Origin of the sequence: Streptomyces sp. WAC06614, assembly GCF_003949795.1 — a bacterium.
In the GTDB taxonomy this organism is placed as follows: Bacteria; Actinomycetota; Actinomycetes; order Streptomycetales; family Streptomycetaceae; genus Streptomyces.
The window spans coordinates 1-15,357 of the sequence record NZ_RPRY01000063.1 but is presented as its reverse complement, the minus strand read 5'-3'; the positions used below and the strand labels follow the sequence as shown (position 1 = coordinate 15,357).

Sequence of the window (15,357 nt, the reverse complement as noted above, 5' to 3'; positions counted from 1 at the left end):
GCCGTTCAGCGGGTGCGGCGGCGGAACAGTACGGCCGTCAGGGCCATGGAGACGGCCGTGATGCCCGCGCACCAGGCCAGGGCCGTCCAGGGGGCGTTCCCCGCCGGGTGCGACATCAGCAGGGCGCGGAGGGACTCGATGACCGGCGTCAGGGGCTGGTGCTCGGCGAAGCCGTGGAGCCAGCTGGGCATCGTGGAGATGGGGACGAACGCCGAGGAGGGGTAGGGCAGGAACATCATCAGGAAGGTGAACCCGCCTGCCGCCTCCGGCGACCTGGCCAGCAGTCCCAGCGCCGCCGCCAGCCAGGAGATCGACGTGATGTACGCGGTCAGGAGGCCGGCTGCCGCCAGCAGTCCGGACGCGCCCGCTTCCGGGCGGAAGCCGATCGCCAGGGCGACGGCGAGGACCAGCCCGGTCGAGACCAGATTGCGCAGGACCGACGCCGTGACGTGGGCGGCCAGGATCGGGACGCCGCCTATGTCGAGGGCGCGGAAGCGGTCCACGACACCGCCGGCCATGTCCTGACTGACCGTCACGGCCGTCGAGGCCGCACCGAAGCCCGCGCACAGCAGCATCGCGCCGGGGACGACGTAGGTGACGTACGCGCTGCCGTCTCCGGTGTCGATCGCGCCGCCGAAGAAGTACACGAAGATCAGCATCAGCATGACCGGCAGCATCAGTGCCGTGAGCAGAGCGTCGGGGCTGCGCAGGCTCATGCGCAGGCTGCGCGCGGACAAGGTCGCGGTCGTCATCGGTCGGCTCCCGTCAGGGTGAGGAACACGTCGTCGAGGGTGGCAGTGCGCACGGCGAAGCGGTCGACGGCGGTGCGGTCCGGGTCCAGCTCGTCCAGCAGCGTCCGGACCTGCGCGGCCGAGCCGTCCGTGGGGATGCCGAGGGTCAGTTCGTCCGGCGCGTGGTGGACGGCCCGCGCGGCCAGGGCCTCGTACGCCTCGCGGGAGGTCAGGACCAGGTCCAGGCGGTGGCCGGCGACGCGCGACTTGAGTTCGGCGGCCGTGCCCTCGGCGACGGTCCGCCCGGCGTCCAGGACGCTGATCCGGTCGGCGAGCCGGTCGGCCTCCTCCAGGTACTGGGTGGTCAGCAGCACCGTGGCGCCGTCCTCGCGCAGGTCGCGCACCACCTCCCACAGCTCCTGGCGGCTGCGCGGGTCGAGTCCCGTCGTCGGCTCGTCCAGGAACAGCACCCGCGGCCGGCCGACCAGGCTCGCGGCGAGGTCGAGGCGGCGCCGCATGCCGCCCGAGTAGGTCCGGGCGAGCCGGCCGCCGGCCTCGGTCAGGCCGAAGCGCTCCAGCAGTTCGTCGGCCCGGGCCCGGGCCTCGGCGGTGGTCAGTCCGGCCAGCCGGGCCGTCATCCGCAGGGTCTCGACACCCGTCTGGAGGTCGTCCACGGCCGCGAACTGCCCGGTCAGGGCGATGGCCCGGCGGACCCGGGCCCGTTCGGCGGTGATGTCGTGCCCGGCGACCCGGGCGGTGCCGGAGTCGGCCGTGACGAGGGTGGCCAGGATCCGCACGGTGGTGGTCTTGCCGGCGCCGTTGGGACCTAGCAGGGCGCAGACGCTGCCGGTGGGGACGGTGAGGTGCAGGGCGTCCAGCACGCGCCGGTCGCCGTAGGACTTGGACAGGGCGGTGGCGTGGATTCCGAACTCGGTGCCTCGTGGCACGGGGGCTCCCTTCCGCGTTCTGCGTATGGCATACGCTCTACTGCGTAAGTAATACACAGAACTAGGATGTGGTCAATCGATGCAGGCCGGTCAGCGGCCGGCGGTCAGGACGAAGGACTCCGAGGGCACCCACCCATGGCGAGCGAGCCGGAAGCACGGAAGCCGGAAGAAGCAGCGGAAGCCGGAGCGGCGGCGGCCGACGGGCAGGACGGGACCGGGCTGCCGGCGAGTCTGGAGACCGCCTGGGGGCTGCGCACGCGCCGGCCCAAGGGCCCGCGGCCCGCGCTCACCCTGGACCGGATCGTCGGGGCGGCCGTGCGCCTGGCGGCCACCGAGGGCATCGCCGCCGTGTCGATGGGCCGCGTCGCCAAGGAACTGGGCGTCTCCACCATGTCCCTCTACCGCTACGTCGCCGCCAAGGACGAGCTGTACGTCCTCATGGCCGACGCCGGCGTGGGCACCCCGCCGCCGCTCGACCCGGACGCCGCCACCGCCCGTCCCGGCTGGCGCGCGGCCCTCACCGACTGGGCGTACCAGCAGCGGGCGGTCCTCCAGGCCAACACCTGGGTCCTGCGCATCCCCATCACCGGGCCGCCCGCGAGCCCGAACCAGGTCGCTTGGATGGAACGCGGGCTGGCGGCCCTCGCGGAGACCGGTCTGCGCGAGGGCCAGAAACTTTCCGTGCTGATGCTGATCGGCGGACTCGTGCGCAACGAGGCCACGCTCATGGCCGACATGACGGACGCCATCGTCACGTCCGGTATCTCCCCCGACCAGATGCTGGCGCGCTACACCGCAGTCCTCACCGCGCTCACCGATCCCGAACGGCATCCGGCCGTCACGCGACTGCTGGCCTCCGGTGAACTCGGCCACGCCGACGGCCCCGACACCGAGTTCGCGTTCGGTCTGGACCGGATCCTCGACGGGCTGGACGCGCTCATCGCGGCCCGCCGAGGCCCGGTCCGAGAGAGCCCGTAGGGGCTCCGGGGGCCGGTCAGTCCGGCATCTTGGCTGCGATCACCGAGAACACCGCCCCCTGCGGGTCCGCCAGGACGGACATCCGGCCCGCCACCATGTCGAACGGCGGCGCCAGCACATTCGCTCCGCCTCGCACGGCCGCCGCGACCACGCTGTCGACGTCGTCCACGCTGAAGTACGCCATCCAGTGCGGCGGGGTCCCGGGCGGGGCCTTCTCCAGGGTCATCATGCCGCCGACGGCCCGGCCGCCGACCTGCCACTCCACGTAGCCGTCGGCGCCCTCCATCTCGGAGGCCTTGGGCGTCATGGGCAGCGCCGCCGCGTAGAAGCGGCCGGCGGCGTCGGTGTCGGTGGTGCTCAGCTCGTTCCAGATCAGGGCGCCCGGCTCGTTGACGATGCCGGCGCCGGCGAAGGACTTGGCCTCCCACAGGCCGAACACGGCGCCCTGCGGGTCGGACACGACCGCCATGCGGCCGAGGTCCATCACGTCCATGCCCGGCATGACCACCTTGCCGCCGGCGTCGCCGATCTTCTCCAGGGTCGCGTCGACGTCCTTCGTGGCCAGGTACGTCGTCCAGACCGCCGGGGGCATCGGGTCGGGCGTGGACCCGTCCGGGTTCATGGCGGCCATGATGCCGGCGACGGGCCTGCCCTTGAGGGAGCAGACGGCGTAGCCGCCGGTCTCGGGCGGACCGACCTCGCCCTGCCAGCCGAGGAGGTCGCAGTAGAAGTCGATCGCGGCCTGCTGGTCCGGGACCATCAGGTCGATCCAGCAGGGGGTGCCGGCCTGGTAGGGGCCGTTCATCTCGGGCACGGATTCTCCGTCGAGTGTGTTTGCGAGCGGGGGGTGGACGGGCCATCCCCTACCCATGCGAACCGGCCCGAGAATCGACCCGTTCGGGTGAGTTTGCCGCGAGTGTCCCCGAGAGCCGCACCGTGACGAGGAGGCCGCCGGCGGGGCGGGGGTACGCGCGCCGGCGGCCCAGCGCCCGGAGGCGCAGGACGAGCAGGCCTCGGTCGGGAGCAAGCCGGGGATGACCTGGTTCTCGTACCAGGAGAGGTCGACGGCTTGCCGCTCCAGGTGCAGGTAGGCCTCGGCCCACGAGGGCACCTGATCCACCGTCGGCATGGACGGAACTCCCCGCCGCGGGCGACAGCTACCGGCGACTGCACGTACCACAGGCCGTGTACGGGCGGTCGATCTGTAAAGGCCAGTCACACAGCGCGACGCTTGTCCCGTGAATCTGAATACTCAGCCGGCCCTGATGCGGGAGCGCCTCTTCCCCCGCTCGGCCCCATCGGTGCACGCCGCACGGCGGTTCAGCGCGGAGACGCTTGACGTGTGGGGTGTCACGTGGCGCCAGGACGACATGTTGCTCTGCGTGAGCGAGCTGGCCACCAACGCCCTGCGGCACGGGGTCCCGCCCGGCCGCGGCTACCGCGTGCGGCTCCTCGTCTACGAGGGCGGTCTCCGCATCGAGGTGCACGACAGCGGGCCCGGGCTGTCCCGGACCCGGATCGGCGAGGGGATGGGGCTGCGGATCGTCGCAGCGAGCTGCGACGACTGGGGCGTGCTGCCGAGGTACCCGGGCAAGGCCGTCTACTGCGAGTTCGGTACCTGCGGCGAGGGGCGGTGATCGACCTGGATGACGAGGCTCTGGCGGAGGCGGCGCGGCTCCTCGGAACGACGACGAAGAAGGACACCGTCAATGCCGCGCTTCGGGAGATCGCCGATCGCAGGCGCAGAACCGCAGCCATCGAACGCATGCGACAGATGGTCGACGAGGGTGAGATCGACTTCAGTGCGATCGGCTACCCGGATGCGGAGGAGCCAGGCCGCGACAAGGAGAACCCGGCTGCGTGAGCGAGAGCTTTCTCATCGACACCAGCGCGCTCGTGCGCTTCTACCGGCGGCAAGCCGGTGCCGACTGGGACCGGCTGATCGCGTCCGGACGGGTGGGACTGTGCGAGCCGGTCCGGCAGGAGTACCTGCGGGCGGCCGGCGGTCGGCCCGCGTACTACGAAGCAGACAGCCTGCTCCAGCAGGTTTTTCCCTCCCACACGGTGCGCGACTCCGTGTGGGAGGACACGGCCGCCCTCCAGCGGAGGTTGGCCGATGCCGGTGCACACCAGTGCGTGAGCCCCGTCGACCTGCTCGTCGCGGTGGTCGCCCAGCACCACAAACTGACGGTTCTCCACCAAGACGGGGACTTCGACACCATCGCGCGCATCACCGGCCAGCCGGTGCGCCGCATCATTGACTGACTCGGGGAGGCGGAGCGGGGGAGGGCGAAAACCCCCGCCCCCGCTCCGCGGCGAGCCGCTAGGGCTTCGGGTGGGTGCCGGACGGAGCCTTCTGCTTCGGCTGGTCGTCCTTGAGGGTCACCCCTTCCGTGTCCGTGTAGTCGATGCTCGTGCGGGCGTCGGTGGTGTCGGGGTAGCCGACGTGGACGGCGCCCGTCGCCTTGTGGTGGCCCGCCTGCTCCTGGGTGAGGACCGCTCCGGGGGAGGCGGCGCGGACGACCAGTTCGTCGCCCTTCGGCGGCTCGACGCCGCTCGGCGGGCCGCCGTCCACCCACAGCTGGGCGTTGACCGAGTCGTGGACGGCGACGTCGACCGTGTCCCGGCCGCCGCGCGCGAGGATGCCGATCCGTTCGGTCTCCTCCGTCACGATCGACAGGCCGAGCAGCTCCCGCAGCTGCGAGGGGTCGCGCAGCAGCAGGGGCAGGGCGTGGACGTGCAGCGTGGTGAAGGTGTCCACCACCGCGCGGACGGTGTCGCCCAGCGTGGTGCCGACGATGGTGACCTCGTCGTCGCCGCCCTTGGTGCTGACGTCGATGTCACCCGCGACTCGGGTGAAGTGCAGCACCTGCTTGGAGCCTTCCCTGGTCAGGCGGCCGCTGTCGACGCCGGTCGGGGTGAACGTGAGCCGGTCGTCGGCCTTGCCGCCCTTGACGGCCACCCGGTGGCCGTTCGCGTCGAGGTGCACGACCGGGATCCCACGGATGCCGACGTAGCCGCCGGGCACGCCCGGGTACCCGGTCACGCGGCCCTCGGCCACGTCCACCACCACGTCCGCGGTGGCGCCGGTCAGCTTCAGCACGTGCTGGGCGATCGTGACGGCCAGGGAGGGCGAGGCCGGGCCCACGTTGCCCGCCAGGTCCTCCAGCCGGGCCGAGACCGCGTACCGGCCGTCGCGCAGCGCGGCGCTGGCGACCTCGTACTCCCCGGCGGGGGTGACGGTGTCCTTGCCGACCACGGCCGGGCTGCCGCCCGCGGGCGCTGCCAGCAGCCGTAGCAGCGCGTTCGGTTCGACCGACGCGCCCTGGAAGGCCGGCTTGGGGATGGTGGTGATGTTGTCGATGTCGTTGCCGCCGGAGTCGCTGGAGGACAGCAGGTCCGGGGCGGAGCCGGGCGCGGCCGGAGCGACCGTGTCGAGGGTGATCAGCAGCCGGTGGGCGCTCTCCGGGCCGGAGCCGGTGACGTGGGCGGTGCCGGCGGTGCGCGGGTCGTCGGACGGGTCCACGACGATCACCTCGGCGGTGATCAGGTTCTCGCCCTCGCGCAGCACCGGGTCCAGGTCGATCTGGTACAGGCCGGGCTTGTTCACCGGGTCGACGGGCTGGGCGAACCCGATGCGCTCCCCGTCCCGTTCCACAGCCACCTTGTAGCCGGGGGCGTCGTCGGCGAGCGTGGCGGTGGCGTTCTGCGGGGACAGGGTGATGCCGGCGGCGCGCAGTTCGGCGTCGTCCACCCGCAGGAACAGCTCCGGCCCGGCGACGTTGGTGACGTCGTCGTGGTCGGAACGGCCCGAGTCGGAGCCCTGCTTGAGGTCCAGCCCGAACGGCTCCGGCGCCGGCCGGTTCACGACGACCAGGTCGTACGTGGCCTGCGGCGGGTCGGTCGGCGAGGCGTCACCGGGCCGGGTCGGGTCGGTCACGCCGGCCGCGCTCACCACGACGTAGTACGGCTCGTCCTGGACCACCGGGATCGCGAGGCGTCCGGTGGAGGTGCCGGCCCGGGTGGTGACCGTGCCGGTCGCCACCCGGGTGCCGAACTTGTCGTACGCGCGCAGCGCGAGCGGCGCCAGCACCTCGTTGAAGCGGATCTCGGCGGTCACGTGCCCGGTGCGGCGGGGCGTGATCCGGAAGAAGTCCACGTCGGTGGCGGTGTGCAGGGTCAGGCGCCGTTGGTTGAAGCGGTCGTCCGAGCCGAGGTCGGCGGCCACGGCGTGGTCGATCGACTCGTTGGGCTCGAAGGCGTCGGGGAAGGCGCCGAGCAGCGAGAACACGTCGAAGTAGGTGGTCTGCGCGCCCTGCGCCGCCGCGGTCGCGGTCGGCGGGGTGGTGTTGCCGGTCCAGGTGGCGTAGGCGATCCCGTCGACCGTCCACAGGCCGTTGTACTCGCCGATGCGCAGGGTCTGGGTGGTGGAACCGGCCGCGCAGGAGAAGCGGCAGCGGGCGTTCAGGTCCGGGTCGAACGGGTCGTCGCCGACCCGGAAGTCCTGGGCCCAGGTCTGTCCGCCGTCCCGGCTGGTCGTGCCGTACAGCTCCAGCAGGAAGTTGTTGCCGCCGTTCGGCCCGGTGCCGCCGTTGCGGCGGCCGGCCCGGTTGTCGTACCAGGTGACGACGGCGTTGCCGTCCTGGTCGATGTGGGCGGTGGGCATCACGGCGAAGGTCTGGCCCGGTCCGTGGTCCACCCGGCCGCGGGTGAACGTCTGGCCGTTGTCCGTGGAGCGGGCGATGACGACATCGGCGTCGTCACCGTTGGCGAAGGCGTTGTTCGGGTCGTCATTGGTGACGACGTAGACGTTCCCCGGGCGGGCCGGGTCGGGCAGGATCCAGGGCTGCATGCTGCCGAACAGCCAGAAGTCGGTGCCCGGGATGTTGTCGCCCGGGTCGTCCACCACGTTGCAGGTGACGGTCGACTGACCCGCGGTGAACGGCGTGGTGCGCTGCTGGACAGTGCCGCCGGCGAGGTCACGGCCGCCGGAGCCGTCGCGCAGGAGCACCGTGGAGCCCTGGGTGGCCGTGCCGTCCTGGCCCTCGACACAGGCGTTGGCGTGGTAGGCGACGTAGAGGTCACCGTTCGGGCCGACGGCCGCATGGGAGGGCCAGGGGTTCGCCTCGGCGGGGGTGGAGACCACGCGCGGTGCCGACCAGGCGGTGCCGCCGGCCTCGAAGCGGGAGAACTGGATCTCCCAGGGCGCGTTCAGATGCGTCCAGACGACGTACAGGTTGTCGCGGTACGGGCTGGTGGGGTTGGCGTCGGCCACCAGCCACGGCTTGTCCTGGTTGCTGGTGCTGTTCCCGCTGACCTGTGTCGCGGTGAACGTCTGGTTGCCCGAGGTGGTCAGGTCGTTGATCTGCCCGACGCCCACCCCGAACCGGCCGCCGGTGTTGAAGCTCGTCGACAGGTGCGTGACGAACAGCCGGCCCTGCGAGTCGAAGGCGAGGACCGGGTCGCCGAAGCAGGGGAGCGTGGACGTCCGGGTGATCGGGAAGCCGTCCCGGCCGTAGTTGTTGTCGATCAGGACGGTGCATCCCTGCATGACGGCCACCTGGGAGGGCCTGCGGGGATTGGCGGTGGCGTTGTGCGGCTCGTTGCCGCCGGTGGTGAGCCTGCGGTCGTCGCCCGCGTACGCCGCCGGGGCGGCCGGGCCGAGGAGCAGGAGCGACTGGAGGACGAGGAGGAAACTGCTGAGGATCACGGTGAGGGCACGCCGCTGCCGGCGGTGCCTGACGCTGCTCATGGCTGAGCACTGTGGCAGCGAGCCGCCCGCGCGGGCGGGCGCGCGCGGACCGGCGGCCCGCGAATTCACCAAGATCGCCGAGAGGAACGCCCGTACGGAGTACACCCGTGGGTCGTCGTACGGGCGTGCGGCGGCCCCGCCTCCCGGGAGGGAGACGGGGCCGCCGGGTGGTGCGGTGCGGTCCGGTCCGGACGGGACCGGTGCGGTCCCGTCAGAGCTTCTCGGTCAGAGCTTCTCGGGCGTGCGGATGCCCAGCAGGGACATGCCCTTCGACAGGGTGCGGGCCGTCAGGTCGATCAGGAACAGGCGGTTCTCCCGCAGCTCCGCCGTCTCGGCCTGGGCGACCGGGCACTGGTCGTAGAACGCCGTCAGGTGCGACGCCAGCTGGTACAGGTACGCCGCCAGCTTGTGCGGCGCGTACTCCTTCGCCGCGTCCGCCACCAGCTCGCCGAAACCGTCCAGGTGCAGACCCAGCGCCCGCTCCGCCGGCGCCAGCGGCAGCTCCGGGTGGGCCTGCGCCGCCACGTCGGGCAGCCGGCGCTGGATCGAACGGATCCGGGCGTACGCGTACTGGAGGTACACCGACGTGTCGCCGTTCAGCGAGACCATCTGGTCCAGGTCGAACTTGTAGTCCCGGGCCGCCGACGTCGACAGGTCCGCGTACTTCACCGCGCCGATACCCACGTACCGGCCGTTCTCCACGATCTCCTGCTCGGTCAGACCCACCTTGTCGGCCTTGTCCCGCACCACGGCCGTGGCCCGGTCCACCGCCTCGTCCAGCAGGTCCACCAGCCGCACCGTCTCGCCCTCACGGGTCTTGAACGGCTTGCCGTCGGCGCCGAGCACCGTGCCGAACGCGAGCTGGTAGGCGTGGGTGTCCTCGTTCAGCCAGCCGGCCCGGCGGGCCGTCTCGAAGACCATCTTGAAGTGCAGCGCCTGCCGCGCGTCCACCACGTACACCAGGCTGTTCGCCTTGAGGTTGCCCACCCGGTCGCGGATCGCCGACAGGTCGGTGGCCGCGTAGCCGAAACCACCGTCGGACTTCTGCACGATCAGCGGGGTCGGCTGGCCGTCCGGGCCCTTGTACTCGTCGAAGAACACGCACAGCGCACCCTCCGAGCGCACCGCGACACCCGACTCCTCCAGCAGCCGGCAGGTCTCCGCCAGCATGTCGTTGTACCCGGACTCACCCACGATGTCGGCGTCCTGGATGTCCATGTCCAGCTTGTCGAAGACCGAGTAGAAGTAGATCTTCGACTCGTCCACGAACCGCTGCCACAGGGCCAGGGTCTGCTCGTCGCCCGCCTGGAGGTCCACCACCCGCGCCCGGGCCCGGGTCTTGAACTCCTCGTCCGAGTCGAACAGCGCCCGCGAGGCCTTGTACAGGCGGTTCAGGTTGGACATCGCCTCCTCGCCGGACGCCTCCGCGTCCGCCGCGGCCGCCTTGTGGTCCAGCTCGTGCGGGTGCTCCAGCAGGTACTGGATGAGCATGCCGAACTGGGTGCCCCAGTCGCCGATGTGGTGGCGCCGGACCACCGTCTCACCGGTGAACTCCAGGATCTCCACCATGGCCGCACCGATCACGGCCGACCGCAGGTGACCGACGTGCATCTCCTTGGCGACGTTCGGCTGGGCGTAGTCGATCACCGTGGTGCCGGCGTTCTCGTTCACCGGCACGCCCAGCCGGTCGTCCGCGGCGCGGGCGGCCAGGGTCTCCACGATCGCCCGGTCCGCGACGGTGATGTTGAGGAAGCCGGGGCCGGAGACCTCGATCTCCTCGATGACCCCGCCCTTGTCCAGACCCTCGACCACGGTGGTGGCCAGCTCGCGCGGGTTGGCCTTCGCCTTCTTCGCGAGCGCCAGGATGCCGTTGGCCTGGAAGTCGGCCCGGTCACTTCGTCGCAGCAGCGGGTCCGCGGCACCGGCCTCCGGCAGAGCGGAGACAAGGGCCGCGGCGATGCGCCGGTCGACGGACGAAGCGAGGGAAGGGACCGAGGCCATGGGCTGCCGTTCCTGTGAGGTCGTACTTCTTGGTGGTTCTGACGAAAGTCGAGTATCCCACGGGGGCGCCCGGCTCCTCACGGGATAAAGGACGGCGGGGAGCAACCCCGGAGCGGCACCATCCGTCTGGGAGAATGTGTGAAGCAGCATTCGAGATAGAAGGACGTGTCGTGGCTCAGAGCGCCCAGAGCAGCACCGAGACCGACTGGGTCTCCCGTTTCGCGGACGAGGTCATCGCCGAGGCGGAGCGGCGTGCCCCGGGCAAAGCCGTCGTCGTCGCGTCCGGCCTCTCCCCCTCCGGCCCGATCCACCTGGGCAACCTGCGCGAGGTCATGACCCCGCACCTGGTCGCGGACGAGATCCGCCGCCGGGGCATCGAGGTCCGCCACGTCCTGTCCTGGGACGACTACGACCGCTACCGCAAGGTCCCCAAGGGCATCCCCGGCGTCACCGAGGAGTCCCACGCCCAGCACATCGGCCGCCCCCTGACCTCGGTCCCCGCGCCCGAGGGCTCCCCGTACCCGAACTGGGCCGAGCACTTCAAGGCCGCCATGGTCGAGGCGCTCGCCGAGCTCGGCGTCGAGTACGACCCCATCAGCCAGACCGAGCAGTACACCTCCGGCGCCTACCGCGAGCAGGTCCTGTTCGCGATGAAGCACCGCAAGGACATCGACGCCGTCCTCGCCCAGTACCGCACCAAGCCCAAGGCCGCGAAGAAGTCCCAGAAGCCCGTCGACGAGGCCGAGCTGGAGGCCGCCGAGGGCTCCGGCGCCGCCTCCGAGGACGACGGCAGCGCCGAAGGCGCCGAGTACTACCCGTACAAGCCGTACTGCGGCGCCTGCAACAAGGACTTCACCCAGGTCACCGCGTACGACGACGAGACCACCGAGCTCACCTACGTCTGCACCGAGGACGAGTTCACCGAGACCGTCAAGCTGTCCGAGTTCAACCGCGGCAAGCTGGTCTGGAAGGTCGACTGGCCCATGCGCTGGGCCTACGAGGGCGTGATCTTCGAGCCCTCCGGCGTGGACCACTCCTCGCCCGGCTCCTCGTTCCAGGTCGGCGGCCAGATCGCTCCTCTGTTCAACGGCGTCCAGCCCATCGGCCCCATGTACGCCTTCGTCGGCATCAGCGGCATGGCCAAGATGTCCTCCTCCAAGGGCGGCGTCCCCACGCCCTCCGACGCCCTGAAGATCATGGAGCCGCAGCTGCTGCGCTGGCTCTACGCCCGCCGCAAGCCGAACCAGTCCTTCAAGATCGCCTTCGACCAGGAGATCCAGCGGCTCTACGACGAGTGGGACAAGCTGGAGGCCAAGGTCGCCGACGGCAGCGTCCTGCCCGCCGACGCCGCCGCCCACGCCCGCGCGGTCCGCGTCGCCTCCCACGAGCTGCCGCGCACCCCGCGCCCGCTGCCCTACCGCACCCTCGCCTCCGTCGTGGACATCACCGCCGGCCACGACGAGCAGACCCTGCGGATCCTGGCCGACCTCGACCCCACGCAGCCGCTGACCTCCCTGGACGAGGTCCGCCCGCGCCTGGACCGCGCCGAGAACTGGATCACCACCCAGGTCCCCGCCGACCAGCGCACCCTGGTCCGCGAGGAGCCCGACACCGAGCTCCTCGCCTCCCTCGACGCCGACGCCCGCCGCTCCCTGGAGCTGCTGCTGGAGGGCCTGGACTCCCACTGGTCCCTCGACGGGCTCACCACCCTCGTCTACGGCGTCCCCAAGGTCATGGCCGGCCTCGACCCGGAGGCCAAGCCGACACCCGAGCTCAAGGTCGCCCAGCGCGAGTTCTTCGCCCTGCTCTACCGGCTCCTCGTCACCCGCGAGACCGGCCCGCGCCTGCCCACGCTGCTCCTCGCGGTCGGCGCCGACCGGGTGCGCAAGCTGGTCACCGCCTGAACCACCGGCGGACGCAGTCCGCACGCGCGAGGGCCCGCACCCCGGGGACGGGGTGCGGGCCCTCGCGCATGCGCCGGCACGGGCCGTACGGGCGCGGGCCGTACGGCCCGCGCCGGCACGGGCTACGCGATGTGCTCGTTCTCCAGCTCGGTCTGGTACCGCTGCTTGAGCTGCGGCATCAGGCGGCGCAGCAGCGAGGCGCTGCGCGGGTGCGTCATGCCGTACGCGTCGGCCAGCAGTATGTCGATCTGCTCGGCGCTCGGGTACCCGCCGTGCTGGTCCACGTGCATCCGGAAGACCTCGTACGCCGCCTCGGCGAACTTGATCTCGTCCGGGAAGTCCTCGCCCTCACCGGCCACGCCGTCCTGCGCCAGGCCCTCGGCGCCGGCGACCGGCTGCGGACCGCCCGGCTGCTGCTCGCCCGTGCCCGGCAGCGGGAGCTGCTGCGCCTCCGCGGCCATGGCCTGGTCGTCCGGACCGGTCGGCGGCAGCACCGGCGTGGGCTCCAGCCCCTCCACGTACTGCGGGTCGAACGCCGCCTCCCGCGCCTCCTTGGTCGTCTGCGGGTCCGCGTGCGCCGCGAACCAGGCCGACGGGTGCGGCCCCGGCATCGCCGTCGGATCCACCGCGAACGCCGGCTGGGCCACCCGGCCGCCCGGCTGCTGCGGAACCCCGCCGCCCTGCGGCACCAGGGCCGGCACGGCCTGCGGGTGCGGACCTTGCGGCGGCACGGCCTGCGGGTGCGGACCACCCTGCGGGTGCGGGGCCTGCCCGGGCCCGGCCGGCAGGCCCGGCCCGGCCTGGGCGGCGTACGCGGCCGGCTCCCCGGCCGGCTCCAGCGCCGGCACCCGCATGGCCGCCGGCGGCAGCAGCACCGGGTCGATCCCGGCCGCCGCCAGCCCCTCCGGCGCCGTCTGCGCCAGCGGCACACCGATCCGCGCCAGCCGCAGCGGCATCAGCGCCTCCACCGGCGCCTTGCGCCGCCAGTTGCGGCCGTAGCGCGCCTGCAGCCGCGCCTGGTAGATCAGCCGGTCCTGCTCCATGCCGACCGCCTGCTCGTAGCTGCGCAGCTCCCACAGCTTCATCCGCCGCCACAGCTTGAACGTCGGCACCGGCGACAGGAACCAGCGGGTCAGCCGGACGCCCTCCATGTGCCGGTCCGCGGTGATGTCCGCGATCCGGCCCACCGCGTGCCGGGCCGCCTCCACCGTCACCACGAACAGCACCGGGATCACGGCGTGCATGCCCACACCGAGCGGATCCGGCCACGCCGCCGCACCGTTGAACGCGATCGTCGCCGCCGTCAGCAGCCACGCCGTCTGACGCAGCAACGGGAACGGGATCCGGATCCACGTCAGCAGCAGGTCGAGCGCGAGCAGCACACAGATGCCCGCGTCGATGCCTATCGGGAAGACCAGGGAGAAGTCGCCGAACCCCTTCTTCAACGCGAGCGCGCGCACGGCCGCGTAGGACCCGGCGAAACCGATGCCGGCGATGATCACGGCTCCGGCGACGACGACACCGATGAGTATGCGGTGCGTCCGAGTCAGCTGCATCGCGGCCACCCGCGATCCCCTCCCCTTGTCGAGCTACGGCAGGGACAGAGTAAGGCCCTCCGCTTTCGCCGCTACTGCCGCGGCCGGGCGGAGGGTCGGCGCCCGGGTGACCACTGCCGTGGTGGTGTGGTTACGACTGCTGCGGCTGCGGGTTCTGCCCCTGGCCCTGACCCGGCTGGGCACTCGGCTGCCCCTGCGGCTGGCCGCCCTGCTGCTGCCCGCCGTTCTGCTGGCCGCCGTTCTGCTGCTGGCCGCCCTGCTGGTTGGCCGCGCCGACCGAGGCGACGATCTCCCGGGCCGCCGTGATCGCGCCCTCCAGCAGCTTGCCCGCGTCCGGGGCCTGCCGGCCCTCGTAGGAGGCGCCGTTGTAGTCCAGCGTCACCACGACGTTCTGGGTGCGCACCACCACGGTCGTGTTGAAGAAGTCCACGTCCTTCTTCACGCCGTACGTGACCGCCGTCGCCTGGTCGCCGACCCCGCCCGCGGGCTCCGCCTTGAGGTTCTGCGCGCCCTGCGTGCCCTTGGCCGCCTCGACCTGCTTGGTGAACTGCTCCTCGGCACGCTTGTTGCCGCTGCCCAGCGAGTCGTGCGAGTCGTAGCGCACCAGGGACACCGCCAGCCAGCGGTAGTCGGAGCCCTTCAGGCCGTCCTCGTCCAGGCCGTTCCAGGAGCAGCTCGCACGGCTGGACAGGTCGTTCGACTTGGTCGCCGTACCGTTCTTGTCCTTGGCCTCGGCCACCAGCGTGTCGATGGTCTTGGCCTGGAGCGCCTTGCACGGGTCGGGCAGCGTGCTGAACGCGGCCTTCTCCGGCTTCGCGGACGACTTGCCGCTCGGGGCCTTCGACGAGGAGGAGGACGCGTCGGACTTCTTGCCGCCGTCGGAGCCCGAGCCCTTGCCGGAATCGGACGAGCAACCGGCGACGGTGAGTATCACCGGGACGGCGGCACAGGCGAGAACGCGGGTGAGGCGCGAGGCTGAGAGGTGCATGATTCCTTCATCCAAGGGGCGGCGGGACCCCGCAACGGTAGCCCGACCGGGCGGCCCCGTGCTGTGCGGGCCGTCACGCGGGCCGGCGCGGGGCGGTGGTCGAGGCGGTGTTCGGGGCGGTGTTCGGGCTGGTGACGGGGGCGGTGACCGGGGCGGTGATCAGTCGCTGAACCGGTCGGCGAGCTCCTTGGCCAACTGCCGCGCCCGGTCCTGGGTCTCCGCGCTGGACGGGACGCTGCCGGGGACGGTCGGCTGGACGCTGTACTCGACGGTGACGATCACGTTGGCGGTACGGAAGACGATCCGCACGGTACGGGCCTGGGCCGTGGCCCCGGCGGCACTGAGCCGGTCGTCGATGAACGCCTCGTTGCCCAGCCCCTCGAGCACGCGGGAGCCGAGCTCGGGGGACACGGGGCCGGTGGGGCTGACCCCGCCCGCACCGCCGGCCGGCGCACCGGAGCTCTGCTGGCCGGGGGTGCGGGCGGGGTCAGCCCCACCGG

General features: G+C 72.0%; 12 protein-coding genes and 1 pseudogene. 5 read left to right on the top strand and 8 right to left on the bottom strand.

Features of this window, described 5'->3' with window-relative positions; genetic code table 11:
- Nucleotides 1–5: 5 nt before the first annotated feature.
- Together EF918_RS11640 and EF918_RS11635 are read right to left on the bottom strand one after the other, a co-directional pair.
- On the bottom strand, nucleotides 6–752 hold the full coding sequence (locus EF918_RS11640; protein ID WP_125644499.1) for an ABC transporter permease: 747 nt from the start codon (nucleotides 750–752) through the stop codon (nucleotides 6–8).
- A complete protein-coding gene (locus EF918_RS11635) occupies nucleotides 749–1,678 on the bottom strand; it encodes an ATP-binding cassette domain-containing protein (RefSeq protein WP_260610088.1) in 930 nt (309 codons plus the stop codon). Before EF918_RS11635 ends, EF918_RS11640 begins: the two co-directional genes overlap by 4 nt.
- 135 nt (nucleotides 1,679–1,813) lie before the next feature.
- Between EF918_RS11635 and EF918_RS11630 the strand changes: the two genes are divergently transcribed.
- Nucleotides 1,814–2,656 carry a TetR/AcrR family transcriptional regulator gene (locus EF918_RS11630; protein ID WP_125644495.1) on the top strand — a complete coding sequence of 281 codons (843 nt, stop codon included), beginning with the start codon at nucleotides 1,814–1,816 and terminating at the stop codon, nucleotides 2,654–2,656.
- A gap of 16 nt (nucleotides 2,657–2,672) precedes the next feature.
- On the opposite strand, the gene EF918_RS11625 is transcribed toward EF918_RS11630, so the two are convergent.
- Nucleotides 2,673–3,461, bottom strand: a complete 789-nt coding sequence (locus tag EF918_RS11625; RefSeq protein WP_125644527.1) for a VOC family protein — start codon at nucleotides 3,459–3,461, stop codon at nucleotides 2,673–2,675.
- Nucleotides 3,462–3,921: 460 nt separating this feature from the next.
- Between EF918_RS11625 and EF918_RS11620 the strand changes: the two genes are divergently transcribed.
- Genes EF918_RS11620 through EF918_RS11610 form a run of 3 tightly spaced genes read left to right on the top strand, consistent with a single transcriptional unit; the run spans nucleotide 3,922 to nucleotide 4,921 of the window.
- A complete protein-coding gene (locus tag EF918_RS11620; protein WP_125644525.1) occupies nucleotides 3,922–4,293 on the top strand; it encodes an ATP-binding protein in 372 nt (123 codons plus the stop codon).
- Entirely contained in the window at nucleotides 4,290–4,520 is a 231-nt protein-coding gene (locus EF918_RS11615) for a type II toxin-antitoxin system VapB family antitoxin (protein WP_260610087.1), read from the top strand. The genes EF918_RS11620 and EF918_RS11615 overlap by 4 nt, the downstream gene beginning before the upstream one ends.
- Nucleotides 4,517–4,921, top strand: a complete 405-nt coding sequence (locus tag EF918_RS11610; RefSeq protein ID WP_125644493.1) for a PIN domain nuclease — start codon at nucleotides 4,517–4,519, stop codon at nucleotides 4,919–4,921. The genes EF918_RS11615 and EF918_RS11610 overlap by 4 nt, the downstream gene beginning before the upstream one ends.
- Nucleotides 4,922–4,979: 58 nt before the next feature.
- Here the strand turns inward: EF918_RS11610 and EF918_RS11605 are convergent, their stop codons facing one another.
- Both EF918_RS11605 and argS read right to left on the bottom strand, forming a co-directional pair.
- Nucleotides 4,980–8,408, bottom strand: coding sequence for an Ig-like domain-containing protein (locus tag EF918_RS11605; RefSeq protein ID WP_125644491.1), 3,429 nt, complete (start codon nucleotides 8,406–8,408; stop codon nucleotides 4,980–4,982).
- A 225-nt stretch (nucleotides 8,409–8,633) separates the two neighbouring features.
- Entirely contained in the window at nucleotides 8,634–10,409 is a 1,776-nt protein-coding gene (gene argS, locus EF918_RS11600) for an arginine--tRNA ligase (RefSeq protein ID WP_125644489.1), read from the bottom strand.
- A 170-nt stretch (nucleotides 10,410–10,579) separates the two neighbouring features.
- Here argS and lysS point away from each other — a divergent pair, with 170 nt between their 5' ends.
- A complete protein-coding gene (gene lysS / locus EF918_RS11595; protein ID WP_125644487.1) occupies nucleotides 10,580–12,313 on the top strand; it encodes a lysine--tRNA ligase in 1,734 nt (577 codons plus the stop codon).
- Nucleotides 12,314–12,435: 122 nt separating this feature from the next.
- Here lysS and EF918_RS11590 read toward each other — a convergent pair whose 3' ends face one another.
- From EF918_RS11590 to EF918_RS36905, 3 genes and pseudogenes are all read right to left on the bottom strand, one after another.
- Nucleotides 12,436–13,878 carry a DUF2637 domain-containing protein gene (locus EF918_RS11590; RefSeq protein WP_125644485.1) on the bottom strand — a complete coding sequence of 481 codons (1,443 nt, stop codon included), beginning with the start codon at nucleotides 13,876–13,878 and terminating at the stop codon, nucleotides 12,436–12,438.
- A 121-nt stretch (nucleotides 13,879–13,999) separates the two neighbouring features.
- The gene (locus EF918_RS11585; RefSeq protein WP_125644483.1) at nucleotides 14,000–14,857 is read right to left on the bottom strand and encodes a DUF3558 family protein; all 858 of its coding nucleotides are present in this window, start codon (nucleotides 14,855–14,857) and stop codon (nucleotides 14,000–14,002) included.
- A gap of 159 nt (nucleotides 14,858–15,016) precedes the next feature.
- Nucleotides 15,017–15,357 (bottom strand): annotated as a pseudogene (locus EF918_RS36905) (DUF3558 domain-containing protein); the annotation flags it as partial.

Bases quoted from the DNA above. Each gene is read 5' to 3' on its own strand.
- EF918_RS11620 (WP_125644525.1), top strand. From the start codon at position 3,922: ATGCGGGAGCGCCTCTTCCCCCGCTCGGCCCCATCGGTGCACGCCGCA.
- EF918_RS11605 (WP_125644491.1), bottom strand. From the start codon at position 8,408: ATGAGCAGCGTCAGGCACCGCCGGCAGCGGCGTGCCCTCACCGTGATC.
- EF918_RS11640 (WP_125644499.1), bottom strand. From the start codon at position 752: ATGACGACCGCGACCTTGTCCGCGCGCAGCCTGCGCATGAGCCTGCGC.
- EF918_RS11630 (WP_125644495.1), top strand. From the start codon at position 1,814: ATGGCGAGCGAGCCGGAAGCACGGAAGCCGGAAGAAGCAGCGGAAGCC.
- EF918_RS11585 (WP_125644483.1), bottom strand. From the start codon at position 14,857: ATGCACCTCTCAGCCTCGCGCCTCACCCGCGTTCTCGCCTGTGCCGCC.
- EF918_RS11625 (WP_125644527.1), bottom strand. From the start codon at position 3,461: ATGAACGGCCCCTACCAGGCCGGCACCCCCTGCTGGATCGACCTGATG.
- argS (WP_125644489.1), bottom strand. From the start codon at position 10,409: ATGGCCTCGGTCCCTTCCCTCGCTTCGTCCGTCGACCGGCGCATCGCC.